We start from the raw sequence: 12,249 nt of genomic DNA on the forward strand, positions 1-12,249 counted from the left end.
GAGCGGCATTCCAGACGTCCTAGAGTTGACCCATGCCAGAAGTCGATTGGAAACCGCGTTCGCGCGTCGTCACGGACGGGATCGAAGCCACCACCAGCCGCGGGATGCTCCGCGCCGTCGGAATGGGCGATGAAGACTGGGAGAAGCCGCAGATCGGCATCGCGTCCTCCTGGAACGAGATCACGCCCTGCAACCTCTCGCTCGACCGCCTCGCGCAGGGCGCAAAGGAGGGTGTGCACGCCGGCGGCGGCTACCCCCTGCAGTTCGGCACCATCTCGGTCTCCGACGGCATCTCGATGGGCCACGAGGGGATGCACTTCTCGCTCGTCTCGCGCGAGGTCATCGCCGACTCGGTCGAGACCGTCATGATGGCGGAGCGCCTCGACGGCACCGTGCTGCTCGCCGGCTGCGACAAGTCGCTCCCCGGCATGCTCATGGCCGCGGCCCGCCTCGACCTGTCCGCGGTCTTCCTCTACGCCGGTTCGATCGCACCCGGCTGGGTGAAGCTCTCCGACGGCACCGAGAAGGACGTCACGATCATCGACTCCTTCGAGGCGGTCGGGGCGTGCAAGGCCGGCAAGATGAGCGAAGAGGACCTCAAGCGTATCGAGTGCGCCATCGCCCCGGGCGAGGGCGCCTGCGGCGGCATGTACACGGCCAACACGATGGCGTCCGTCGCGGAGGCGCTCGGCATGAGCCTCCCCGGCTCCGCCGCGCCGCCCTCGGCCGACCGCCGCCGCGACTACTACGCCCACCGCTCCGGCGAGGCCGTCGTCAACCTGCTCAAGAAGGGCATCACGGCACGCGACATCCTCACCAAGGAGGCGTTCGAGAACGCGATCGCCGTCGCCATGGCGTTCGGCGGCTCGACCAACGTCGTGCTGCACCTGCTCGCGATCGCGCACGAGGCCGAGGTCGACCTCACGATCGACGACTTCAACCGCATCGGCGACAAGGTGCCGCACATCGGCGACCTGAAGCCGTTCGGCAAGTACGTGATGAACGACGTCGACCGTCACGGCGGCGTCCCGGTCGTGATGAAGGCCCTGCTCGACGCGGGCCTGCTGCACGGCGACTGCCTCACCGTCACGGGCAAGACCGTGGCCGAGAACCTGGCCGAGATCAACCCGCCCGCACCGGACGGCGAGGTCATGCGCTCGCTCGACAACCCCATCCACCCGACCGGTGGCATCACCATCCTCAAGGGCTCGCTCGCGCCGGAGGGCGCGGTCGTCAAGACCGCCGGCTTCGACGCCGAGGTGTTCGAGGGCCCGGCCCGCGTGTTCGAGCGCGAGCGCGCCGCGATGGACGCCCTCACCGAGGGCAGTATCAAGGCCGGTGACGTGCTCATCATCCGCTACGAGGGTCCCAAGGGCGGCCCGGGGATGCGCGAGATGCTCGCCATCACCGCCGCCATCAAGGGCGCAGGCCTCGGCAAGGATGTACTACTATTGACGGACGGACGATTCTCAGGCGGCACAACCGGCCTGTGCATCGGCCACATAGCACCCGAAGCGGTGGACGCAGGTCCCATCGCCTTCGTGCGCGATGGTGATCTGATACGGGTCGATATCGCGGCTCGCTCCCTCGACCTACTTGTCGACGAGTCAGAGCTGACCGCCCGCCGTGAAGGGTGGGCGCCTCTTCCTCCGCGCTATACCCGTGGCGTTCTCGCGAAGTTCTCCAAGCTCGTGCGCTCCGCAGCAGAAGGAGCCGTCACGGGCTGAGGCTCTCGCGCCGGCTCCATCCACCACTATTCGCACGTAAGGGACTGATACAGGCATGTCCACGGATGCAACCCCCAGCACTGTGTTGCCGTCCGCGACGCCGGGCAAGGCGTCGCCCGAGATCCTGACCGGCTCGCAGTCGGTCGTCCGCACCCTCGAGCTCCTCGGCGTCACCGACGTCTTCGGCCTGCCCGGCGGCGCCATCCTCCCCATCTACGACGCCATCATGGACTCGACCCGGATCCGCCACGTGCTGGTCCGTCACGAGCAGGGCGGCGGCCACGCGGCCGAGGGCTACGCGGTCGCGGCCAACAAGGTGGGCGTCGCGATGGCCACCTCCGGGCCGGGTGCGACCAACCTGGTCACCGCCATCATGGACGCCCACATGGACTCCGTCCCGGTCGTGTTCATCACCGGCCAGGTGTTCTCCACGCTGATGGGAACGGACGCGTTCCAGGAGGCCGACATCGTCGGCATCACCATGCCGATCACCAAGCACTCCTTCCTGGTGAAGGACGTCGAGGACATCCCGGCCACGATCGCGGCGGCGTACCACATCGCCGGAACCGGCCGCCCGGGCCCCGTGCTCGTCGACATCACCAAGGACGCGCAGCAGAACTCCGCGCCCTTCAACTGGCCGCCGAAGGTCGACCTGCCGGGCTACCGTCCGATCACCAAGGCGCACGGCAAGCAGGTGCTGGCCGCGGCCCAGCTGCTCGCCGAGGCGAAGAAGCCGGTGCTGTACGTCGGCGGCGGAGTGATCCGCGCCCGCGCGTCGCAGGAGCTGTTGGAGCTCGCGGAGGCGACCGGCGCGCCGGTGGTCACTACGCTGACGGCGCGCGGCGCCTTCCCGGACACTCACAAACAGCACCTCGGCATGCCGGGGATGCACGGGACGGTGCCGGCGGTGCTCTCGCTCCAGGAGTCGGACCTCATCGTGTCGCTCGGCGCGCGGTTCGACGACCGGGTGACCGGCAACACCTCCCTGTTCGCGCCCAACGCGAAGATCGTGCACGTCGACGTCGATCCGGCCGAGATCTCGAAGATCCGGACCGCCGACGTCCCCATCGTCGGCGATGCCAAGGATGTCATCGTCGATCTGACCGCGGCGTTCCAGGACGCCACCCGCAGCCAGAAGGCCGACCTCGTGGAGTGGTGGACCTACCTGAACGGCCTCCGCGAGGAGTTCCCGCTCGGGTACACGCCCACCAGCGACGGCCTGTTGGCCCCGCAGTACGTCATCCAGCGGATCGGCGAGCTGACCGGGCCGGAGGGCATCTACACGGCCGGCGTCGGCCAGCACCAGATGTGGGCCGCGCAGTTCATCAAGTACGAGCGCCCCAACTCGTGGCTGAACTCCGGCGGGGCCGGCACGATGGGATACTCCGTGCCGGCGGCGATGGGCGCGAAAGTGGCCCAGCCCGACCGCGTGGTGTGGTCGATCGACGGCGACGGCTGCTTCCAGATGACCAATCAGGAGCTCGCCACCTGCACGATCAACAACATCCCGATCAAGGTGGCGATCATCAACAACTCGTCGCTCGGGATGGTGCGGCAGTGGCAGACGCTCTTCTACGACGGCCGCTACTCCAACACCGATCTCAACACGGGCCACGACACCGTGCGGGTGCCCGACTTCGTGAAGCTCGCCGAGGCGTACGGCGCGCTCGGCATCCGGGTCACGAAGGAAGAGGAGGTCGACGCCGCGATCAAGCTCGCGCTCGAGACCAACGACCGCCCCGTGGTGATCGACTTCGTGGTGAGCGCCGACGCGATGGTGTGGCCGATGGTGCCGCAGGGCGTCAGCAACAGCTACGTGCAGTACGCCCGCGACCACAGTCCGTCCTTCGGAGGGGAGTGACCCATGAGCACGCACGTTCTGAGCCTCCTGGTGGAGGACAAGCCCGGTCTGCTGACCCGCGTCGCGGGGTTGTTCGCCCGGCGCGGGTTCAACATCCACTCGCTCGCCGTGGGCACCAGCGAGGTCGACGGCCTCTCCCGCATCACGGTCGTGGTGGATGTGGAGGACCTGCCGCTCGAGCAGGTCACCAAGCAGCTCAACAAGCTCATCAACGTGATCAAGATCGTCGAGCTCGAGCCGTCGCAGTCCGTCCAGCGCGAGCACCTGCTGATCAAGGTGCGGGTGGACAACTCGACGCGGTCGCAGGTGCTCGAGGCCGTGAACCTCTTCCGCGCCCGCGTCGTCGACGTGGCCACCGACGCCCTCGTCATCGAGGTCACGGGCGACAGCGGCAAGACGCAGGCGCTGCTCAAGGTGCTCGAGCCCTACGGGATCAAGGAGATGGCCCAGTCGGGGCTGCTCGCGATCGGCCGCGGCGGCAAGTCCATCACCGAGCGCGTCTTCAAGAACTGACTCGCCCCCCGGGCGACTCATGAACTAAGCAAGCACGAATCGAACCAGCAAGGAGAAGCACCAAGTGGCTGAGATCTACTACGACAACGACGCGGACCTGTCGATCATCCAGGGCAAGAAGGTCGCCGTCATCGGCTACGGCTCGCAGGGCCACGCCCACGCGCAGAACCTCCGTGACTCGGGCGTCGAGGTCGTCATCGGCCTCAAGGAGGGCTCGAAGTCGAAGCCGAAGGCGGAGGAAGCGGGCTTCCGCGTCCTGAGCGCGGCCGACGCGGCGGCCTGGGCCGACGTCATCGTCATCCTCGCGCCGGATCAGGTGCAGCGTCACCTGTACGCCGACGACATCAAGGACAACCTGCAGGAGGGCGACGCCCTCGTCTTCGGCCACGGGTTCAACATCCGCTTCGGCTACATCGAGGCGCCGGAGGGCGTCGACGTCATCATGGTCGCGCCGAAGGGGCCGGGCCACACGGTCCGCCGCGAGTACGAGGCCGGCCGCGGCGTTCCCGTGATCGTCGCCGTCGAGAAGGACGCGTCGGGCAACGCCTGGCCGCTGGTCCTCTCGTATGCCAAGGCGATCGGCGGCCTGCGCGCGGGCGGCATCAAGACCACCTTCACGGAGGAGACCGAGACGGACCTGTTCGGCGAGCAGGCCGTGCTCTGCGGCGGCGTCTCGCAGCTCGTCCAGTACGGGTTCGAGACCCTGACCGAGGCCGGCTACCAGCCGCAGGTCGCCTACTTCGAGGTGCTGCACGAGCTCAAGCTCATCGTCGACCTGATGTGGGAGGGCGGCATCGCCAAGCAGCGCTGGAGCGTCTCCGACACGGCCGAGTACGGCGACTACGTCTCCGGCCCGCGCGTCATCGACCCGCACGTCAAGGAGAACATGAAGGCCGTGCTGTCCGACATCCAGGACGGCACCTTCGCCAAGCGCTTCATCGCCGACCAGGACGCGGGCGCTCCCGAGTTCCTGGAGCTCCGCAAGAAGGGCGAGCAGCACCCCATCGAGGCCACCGGCCGCGAGCTGCGCAAGCTCTTCGCGTGGAACGCCTCCAACGACGACGACTACGTCGACGGCGAGGTCGCCCGCTGATCGCAACGATCCACCGGTAGAACCCGCGGTCCGGCCGCCGGGTCCTCCGCAGTAGTCTCAGGGTGCCGCACGCGACGCGTGCGGCACCCTTCTGCGTGAGGAGCAGCGATGGGCATCGCCGTCGAGATCGCCGTTCAGGACATCGCCGGCGTGCGGGTCGCCCTCACCGAGGGAGCCGACCGGATCGAGCTGTGCACGGCGCTCGCGCTGGGCGGTCTCACGCCGTCCGGGGGCCTGGTGCGGGCCGCGGTGGACGTGGCCCGGCGACGGGGACGCGACGGTTTCGTGCACGTGCTGGTCCGCCCGCGCGGCGGCGGCTTCCTCTACGACGCGGACGAGGTCGCGATCACGGTCGCCGACATCCGGTTCGCCCGCGAGGCGGGCGCGGGCGGCGTCGTCGTCGGCGCGCTCGACGAGCGCGGCACCGTCGACGGCGACGCGGTCCGCCGGTTCGTCGACGCGGCCGAGGGACTCGACGTAACCTTCCATCGTGCACTGGATGTGGCGGCCGACCCGCTGACGGCCGTCGAGGAGCTCGCCGACCTCGGTGTCGACCGTGTGCTGACCTCAGGCGGCGCGGCACGCAGCGTGGACGGCATCCCCGCCCTCCGCGAGCTGGTGGGTCACGCTGCCGGGCGGCTCCAGGTGATGGCCGGCGGAGGAGTCCGCGTCGACGACATCGCGCCGCTGACCACCGCCGGGGTCACGGCGGTGCACCTGTCCGCCCGGACGACCGTGACCGGCGGTCCGAGCGGGCCCGGCGGGGGAGAGGCGCGCTACGAGATCACCGACCCGGCGGCCGTCGCCGCAGCGGTCGAGACGGCCCACGACCCGCGCTGATCCGGGCGTCGCCGGTCCGTCACACCGTGCAGAACAGGCACGCCGCGATCAGCACGATCTGGAGGATGGCGCGCGGGACGAGCGGCGTGGCGAAGACCCCGAACCGCTCGGTCTTCCCGGCGGCGTAGACGTTCGCCGGGAAGACCGCGACGAGGAACACCGCCAGGCAGATCGCCGCGGCGACCCGGGTGGCGGGCACGAGCAGCCCGACGCCGCCCGCCAGCTCGCACAGCCCGGTCACGGCGACCAGGGCGCGCGGGAAGACGATCCGCAGGGCCGGCGGGATCATCGCCGCCATCCCACGGGCCGGCCCCGGCACGAAGTGCAGCGTGCCCATCGCGACGAACACCAGCGCGAGCAGGATGCGGGCGACGAGCTGTGCTGGCTCGAAGAGGGTCACCGGACCATCCTCCCCTGCGGGCATCCAGGGACGGCGTAACGCAGCGAAAGGCGCCGACGGCCGCCCGCTAGAGTCAAGCCGTTCCGCGCCCCACCGACCGTGGCGCACTTCTTCCCAAGCCAGCCCTCGCACCTCGAAGGAACTGCCACGTGACAAAGCCGGTCGTCCTGATCGCCGAAGAACTCTCGCCCGCCACCGTCGACGCCCTGGGGCCCGACTTCGAGATCCGCTCGGTGGACGGGACCGACCGGCCGGCGCTGCTCGACGCGGTGTCCGGCGCCGACGCCATCCTGGTGCGTTCGGCCACGAAGGTCGACGCCGAGGTCATCGGCGTAGCGAAGGCGCTCAAGGTCATCGCCCGAGCCGGTGTCGGCCTCGACAACGTCGACATCAAGTCCGCCACGAGCGCGGGCGTGATGGTCGTGAACGCTCCGACCTCGAACATCATCTCGGCCGCCGAGCTCACCGTCGGCCACATCCTGAGCCTCGCCCGCCACATCCCGGCCGCCCACAGCGCCCTGGCCCAGGGCCAGTGGAAGCGCTCCAAGTACACCGGCGTCGAGCTGTACGAGAAGACCATCGGTATCATCGGGCTCGGCCGCATCGGCGCGCTGATCACCGCGCGCCTGCAGGCCTTCGGCACGAACGTGGTCGCCTACGACCCGTACGTGACCAGCGCCCGCGCGCAGCAGCTCGGCGTCCAGCTGGTCACCCTGGACGAGCTGCTCGCGCAGTCCGACTTCATCACCATCCACATGCCGAAGACGCCGGAGACGACGGGCATGATCTCGGACGACCAGCTCGCGCAGATGAAGAAGACCGCCTTCATCGTCAACGTCGCCCGCGGCGGCCTGATCGACGAGGACGCACTGTACCGGGCCCTCACGACCGGCACGATCGCCGGAGCGGGCCTCGACGTGTTCGTCTCCGAGCCGCCGCAGGACTCCCCGCTGCTCGCGCTGGACAACGTGGTCGTCACCCCGCACCTCGGCGCCTCCACCGATGAGGCGCAGGAGAAGGCGGGCGTCTCGGTCGCCCGTTCGGTGCGCCTCGCGCTCTCGGGCGAACTCGTCCCGGACGCCGTGAACGTCGCCGGCGGCGTCATCGATCCGTATGTTCGTCCCGGCATCCCCCTCGTGGAGAAGCTGGGCCAGGTGTTCTCCGGTCTGGCGAGCAGCCCGGTCACCAGCGTGGACGTCGAGGTGCGCGGCGAGCTGGCCGACTACGACGTCAGCGTGCTCAAACTGGCCGCTCTGAAGGGCATCTTCACCAACATCGTCAGCGAGACGGTGTCGTACGTGAACGCACCGCTGCTCGCCGACCAGCGCGGCATCGAGGTACGGCTCATCACCGACTCGGTCAGCGAGGAGTACCGCAACCTGATCACCCTCCGGGGCGCGCTGAGCGACGGATCGCAGATCTCGGTCTCCGGAACGCTGACCGGTCCGAAGCAGATCGAGAAGATCGTCGGCATCAACGGCTACGACGTCGAGGTGCCGGTCGCCGAGCACCTGGTCGTCATGGTCTACGACGACCGCCCCGGCATCGTGGCGGTCTACGGTCGCGAGTTCGGCGAGGCCGCGATCAACATCGCCGGAATGCAGGTCGCCCGGACGTCGGCCGGTGGCAAGGCGCTGAGCGTGCTGACGGTCGACTCGCGGGTGCCGGACGGGCTGCTCGAGAAGGTGCGCCTGGCCATCGACGCCGACCTGATGCAGGAGATCGACATCACCGAGGCATGACCGGAACGGCGGCCGGGGAGAAATTCTTCTTCCCGGCTGTCGATTCCGGCGGTTGACTTGCGTCGTAGGGATGTCGATATCCCTACGAACCGAGGAGACCACGATGTCCGACGAGTACGTTCTGCTCATCCGCGAGCCGAACTGGAACCCCGACGAGATGACGCCAGAGCAGTGGCAGGCCGGCATGGCCGGTCATGCCGCCTTCCAGGAGGCGGTCGCTGCTGCCGGCGAGCGCATCGTCGCAAGCAGCGCCCTGCAGGAGGCCAGCCACGCCACCCGCATCGAGCCGAACGGGGGCGGCGAGCCGGTGTACACCAGCGGCCCCTTCGGCGAGACCAGCGAGGTGATCACCGGCTTCTACAGCTTCACGGCGTCCAGCCCCGAGCAGGCGCGCGAGCTGGCCGCGCTGTGCCCGACGCAGGGCTGGCTCGAGCTCTACCCGGTGCTGGTGCTGAATGCGGTGCGCTGAGTGACGCCGGCCGCTCCGCCCCCGCATGCTCCCGTCGGGCGCGCCGGGGCGGAGCGCGCCCGGGCCGAGGCGGGCCGGCGCGAGGCGGGCGGCCGCGATGCCGGCGCGCTCGATGCCGGCGCGCTCGATGCCGGCGGCCGCGATGCCGGCAGCCTCGATGCGGGCGCGCTCGAGGCCGCCTGGCGTGAGGAGGCTCCGCGCATCCTCGGCGCCGTCGCGCGCACGACCGGTGACCTCCTGCTCGCGGAGGACGCGGTGCAGGAGGCGTTCGCGCGCGCCCTGGAGGAGGCCGCCCGCGGCCGCATCCCGGCGAACCCGGCGGCGTGGATCACGACGGTCGCACGCCGTGTCGCGCTGGATGCGCTGCGGCGCGAGCAGACCGCGTCCCGTGCCGCGCCCGTCCTCGCCGCCGAGCTGGCCCGGGCCGAGCGCGCGACGTCCGACGACGCAGGGGAGGGGATGGTGTTCACCGGCGACGAGCGGCTGGAGCTCATCCTCCTGGTCGCGCATCCGGCGCTCTCGGCGGAGGCCCGCGTCGAGCTGGCTCTCCGGTTCGTGTGCGGACTGCCGACGGCCCGGATCGCCGAGGTCTTCCTCGTCCCCGAGGCGACGATGGCCGCCCGTCTCACGCGGGCGAAGAAGCGCATCCATTCGGCCGGCGTGCGGTTCGCGCTCGACGACCCGCGGGAGGTCGCCGATCGGATGCCGGACGCGCTGGCGACCGTCTACCTGCTGTACACGGTCGGACACCTGACCGCCGATCGCGCCCTGCGCGCCGATGCCGTCGCCCTCGCCCGCGACGCCCACCGGATCTCCCGGACCGACGAGAGCGCGGGGCTGCTCGCCCTGCTGCTGTTCACCGAGGCGCGCCAGGCCACCCGCCTCACCGCCGACGACGAGTTCGCCCTGCTCCGCGACGCCGACCGTTCGCGGTGGGACGTCCCGCTGATGGCGGAGGGCGAGGCGCTCGCGACGGCCGCACTGGCCGGGGGAGGGCGGTACGCGTTGCAGGCCGGGATCGCCGGGCTCCACGCCGTCGCCCCCAACTGGGAGGCCACCGACTGGCCGGCGATCGTCCGGCTCTACGACGGCCTGGTGCGGCAGTGGCCGAGCCCCGCCGCCCGGCTCGGCCGGGTGGTCGCGCTGGGTCACAGCCCGGACGCAGGACCGGAGGTCGCCCTCGCCGCTCTGGCCGCCGATCCGGAGCTCTTCCGAGGTCCCGCCGCCGCCCAGGCGTACGCCGCCCGCGCGGAACTGCTGCGGCTCTCGGGCCGCTCGGCGGAGGCGGTGCACGACCTGCGCCGTGCGGTCGAGGCGGCGGGGGATGAGCGGACCGCGCGGTCGCTCGCACGGATGCTCGCTGCCGTCGAGTGAGGGGCGGAACCGGGTCCGTTACTCGGCAGGGTGCGCGAACCTCTGCACGAGCGCGATGAGCTGGTCGACGTCGGTCTCGTCCCGGAGCACCGTGTTCGCGGCGGGGAGGAGGGCGGTGTTGTAGTACATCCCGTCGCCGATGAGCATCACCATGCGTGCCGCGAGCGGGTCGCCCACCGACTCTTCGAGCACGCCCAGCCAGACGCGCTGGGCGTCGGCGAGGGCATCCCGGGCCCGAGGGTCGGCCGCCTGGGCGAGCCGCGCCACCGCGACGACGGCGCGCTCGAACCGCGAATCGGTCGGGATGGAGGTGCGCAGGAAGTAGTCCACCGGCCCTGCCTCCGCCGCCCGCATCCGCTCGACATCATCGGCGACGAGCGCGGAGAAGCGGTCGAGCACGCCGTCGACCAGGGCTTCTTTCGAAGCGAAGTGATACAGCAGTCCGCCTTTGGACACCCCGGCGCGCGCCGCGACGGCGTCGAGGGTCGCGGCCCGCTCGCTCTGCTCGGCGAGCAGCTCCTCGAACGCATCGAGGATGCGGTCGCGTGCGGAGCGGGAGGGGGCGGGCGAGTCACTCGGCATGTGGCCATGCTAGCCCGGGCACGTTGACCACTGTACCGTCCAGACGGTACAGTTTACGCATGTCCTCGACCGCCACCCGTCCCGTCACGCCGTCCGATGTCCCGGCGCGCGCGGGCGGCCGGGCGTGGGCGGCCCTGGCCGTGCTGATGCTGCCCACCCTGCTGGTGTCGGTGGACAACACTGTGCTCAGCTTCGCCCTGCCGTCGATCTCCGAGGCACTGGAGCCCAGCGCGACCGGGATGCTGTGGATCGTGGACGTGTACCCGCTCGTCCTCGCGGGGCTCCTGGTGGCGATGGGGAGCCTGGGCGACCGGATCGGCCGCCGCAGACTGCTGCTGATCGGCGCGACCGGGTTCGCCGCAGTCTCGGCCGCCGCGGCGTTCGCGCCGACGGCAGAGCTCCTGATCGCGGCGCGCGCCGCGCTGGGTGTCTTCGGCGCGATGCTCATGCCGTCGACGCTGTCGCTGCTCCGCAGCACCTTCTCCGACCGCGAGCAGCGCCGGCTCGCCGTCGCCATCTGGGCAGCCGGCTTCGCCGCCGGGTCCGCGCTCGGTCCGATCGTCGGCGGCCTGCTCCTGGAGCACTTCTGGTGGGGCTCCGTCTTCCTGCTCGCGGTGCCCGTGCTCATCCCGCTGCTCGTGCTCGCCCCGCTGCTGGTGCGGGAGTCGCGCGATCCGGCTCCGGGGCCCGTGGATGCGCTCGGCATCGCGCTCTCGCTGCTGACCATGGCGCCGATCGTCTACGGCATCAAGACGCTCGCGGTCGACGGCTTCTCGGTGGTCTCCGTGGCGGCGATCGTCGTCGGGGTCGCGTCCGGCGCGCTGTTCGTGCGCCGCCAGCTGCGGCGTCCCGTGCCGATGCTCGACATGCGGCTCTTCACGCGGCCGGCGTTCAGCGGCGCGGTGGTCGTCAACCTCCTGAGCGTGATCTCGCTCGTCGGGTTCCTGTTCTTCGTGTCGCAGCACCTGCAGCTGGTGATCGGGCTGACGCCGCTGCAGTCCGGGCTGGTGCTGCTCCCCGGGCTCGCCACGATGATCGTCGCCGGGCTGCTGGTCGTCCCGGTGGCCCGCCGGGTGCGGCCCGGGCTCGTGATCGCCGGCGGCCTCACCCTCTCGGCCGGCGGCTATCTGCTGGTCGCGCTCACCGGCGGCGGGGCGCCGTGGGGCGTCCTGCTCGCATCGTTCGTGCTGCTCGGCGCGGGAATCGGAGCGGCCGAGACGGTCTCGAACGAGCTCGTGATCTCGACCGCGCCCGTCGAGAAGGCGGGCGCGGCGTCGGCGGTCTCCGAGACCGCCTACGAGCTCGGCGCCGTGCTCGGCACGGCGACGCTCGGCACGCTGATCACGGCGTCCTACCGTGCGGCGCTGGTCGTGCCCGATGGGCTGACGGCCGCGCAGTCCGACGCCGCGGGGGAGACGCTGGGCGGTGCCGTGTCGGTCGCCGGCGCTCTCCCGGGTCCGCTCGCCGGGCAGCTGCTCGCCTCGGCGCGCGCCGCCTTCGACAGCGGCGTCGGCGTCACCGCCGTGATCGGGGTCGGTCTGGTGGCCGCGGCAGCGGTCGTGGCGCTCCTGACGCTCCGGCATGTGCGGTCCTGAGCGGGAGCGCCGCGGGCGAGGCCCGGGCAGCGCCGGGCGAGCGCGGGCGCGGC

Annotated in this window: 11 protein-coding genes; 9 read left to right on the plus strand and 2 right to left on the minus strand. The window is 70.8% G+C overall.

Annotated features, from left to right (window positions below):
- Nucleotides 1–32: 32 nt before the first annotated feature.
- The 5 genes from ilvD (at nt 33) to ACR9Y5_RS07840 (ending at nt 6,034) form a co-directional block, all read left to right on the plus strand.
- Nucleotides 33–1,727: a dihydroxy-acid dehydratase gene (ilvD, locus tag ACR9Y5_RS07820; RefSeq protein WP_481297432.1), complete on the plus strand. Its 1,695-nt coding sequence runs from the start codon at nt 33–35 to the stop codon at nt 1,725–1,727.
- 55 nt (nt 1,728–1,782) lie between these two features.
- Nucleotides 1,783–3,588: an acetolactate synthase large subunit gene (locus ACR9Y5_RS07825; RefSeq protein ID WP_481297433.1), complete on the plus strand. Its 1,806-nt coding sequence runs from the start codon at nt 1,783–1,785 to the stop codon at nt 3,586–3,588.
- 3 nt (nt 3,589–3,591) lie between these two features.
- Nucleotides 3,592–4,101: an acetolactate synthase small subunit gene (gene ilvN / locus ACR9Y5_RS07830; protein WP_310128669.1), complete on the plus strand. Its 510-nt coding sequence runs from the start codon at nt 3,592–3,594 to the stop codon at nt 4,099–4,101.
- A 64-nt stretch (nt 4,102–4,165) separates the two neighbouring features.
- Nucleotides 4,166–5,194, plus strand: coding sequence for a ketol-acid reductoisomerase (ilvC, locus tag ACR9Y5_RS07835; protein ID WP_481297434.1), 1,029 nt, complete (start codon nt 4,166–4,168; stop codon nt 5,192–5,194).
- Between the two features lie 108 nt (nt 5,195–5,302).
- The gene (locus ACR9Y5_RS07840) at nt 5,303–6,034 is read left to right on the plus strand and encodes a copper homeostasis protein CutC (RefSeq protein WP_481297435.1); all 732 of its coding nucleotides are present in this window, start codon (nt 5,303–5,305) and stop codon (nt 6,032–6,034) included.
- Between the two features lie 19 nt (nt 6,035–6,053).
- Here ACR9Y5_RS07840 and ACR9Y5_RS07845 read toward each other — a convergent pair whose 3' ends face one another.
- The gene (locus ACR9Y5_RS07845; RefSeq protein WP_481297436.1) at nt 6,054–6,434 is read right to left on the minus strand and encodes a DoxX family protein; all 381 of its coding nucleotides are present in this window, start codon (nt 6,432–6,434) and stop codon (nt 6,054–6,056) included.
- A 149-nt stretch (nt 6,435–6,583) separates the two neighbouring features.
- On the opposite strand from ACR9Y5_RS07845, the gene serA reads away from it, so the two are divergent.
- The 3 genes from serA (at nt 6,584) to ACR9Y5_RS07860 (ending at nt 10,019) form a co-directional block, all read left to right on the plus strand.
- Entirely contained in the window at nt 6,584–8,176 is a 1,593-nt protein-coding gene (serA, locus tag ACR9Y5_RS07850; protein ID WP_481297437.1) for a phosphoglycerate dehydrogenase, read from the plus strand.
- A 103-nt stretch (nt 8,177–8,279) separates the two neighbouring features.
- Entirely contained in the window at nt 8,280–8,645 is a 366-nt protein-coding gene (locus tag ACR9Y5_RS07855) for a YciI family protein (RefSeq protein WP_481297438.1), read from the plus strand.
- A complete protein-coding gene (locus tag ACR9Y5_RS07860) occupies nt 8,646–10,019 on the plus strand; it encodes an RNA polymerase sigma factor (RefSeq protein ID WP_481297439.1) in 1,374 nt (457 codons plus the stop codon).
- An 18-nt stretch (nt 10,020–10,037) separates the two neighbouring features.
- Here ACR9Y5_RS07860 and ACR9Y5_RS07865 read toward each other — a convergent pair whose 3' ends face one another.
- Nucleotides 10,038–10,601 carry a TetR/AcrR family transcriptional regulator gene (locus tag ACR9Y5_RS07865; protein ID WP_481297440.1) on the minus strand — a complete coding sequence of 188 codons (564 nt, stop codon included), beginning with the start codon at nt 10,599–10,601 and terminating at the stop codon, nt 10,038–10,040.
- A gap of 59 nt (nt 10,602–10,660) precedes the next feature.
- On the opposite strand from ACR9Y5_RS07865, the gene ACR9Y5_RS07870 reads away from it, so the two are divergent.
- Nucleotides 10,661–12,196, plus strand: a complete 1,536-nt coding sequence (locus ACR9Y5_RS07870) for an MFS transporter (protein ID WP_481297441.1) — start codon at nt 10,661–10,663, stop codon at nt 12,194–12,196.
- The last annotated feature ends 53 nt before the right edge of the window (nt 12,197–12,249 follow it).

Source organism: Leifsonia sp. KNZ13-11D (genome assembly GCF_056754895.1).

Excerpts from the sequence above, each read along its gene's own strand:
- ilvD (WP_481297432.1), top strand. The coding sequence starts at position 33 with ATGCCAGAAGTCGATTGGAAACCGCGTTCGCGCGTCGTCACGGACGGG.
- ACR9Y5_RS07825 (WP_481297433.1), top strand. The coding sequence starts at position 1,783 with ATGTCCACGGATGCAACCCCCAGCACTGTGTTGCCGTCCGCGACGCCG.
- ilvN (WP_310128669.1), top strand. The coding sequence starts at position 3,592 with ATGAGCACGCACGTTCTGAGCCTCCTGGTGGAGGACAAGCCCGGTCTG.
- ACR9Y5_RS07840 (WP_481297435.1), top strand. The coding sequence starts at position 5,303 with ATGGGCATCGCCGTCGAGATCGCCGTTCAGGACATCGCCGGCGTGCGG.
- ACR9Y5_RS07855 (WP_481297438.1), top strand. The coding sequence starts at position 8,280 with ATGTCCGACGAGTACGTTCTGCTCATCCGCGAGCCGAACTGGAACCCC.
- ACR9Y5_RS07865 (WP_481297440.1), bottom strand. The coding sequence starts at position 10,601 with ATGCCGAGTGACTCGCCCGCCCCCTCCCGCTCCGCACGCGACCGCATC.
- ACR9Y5_RS07870 (WP_481297441.1), top strand. The coding sequence starts at position 10,661 with ATGTCCTCGACCGCCACCCGTCCCGTCACGCCGTCCGATGTCCCGGCG.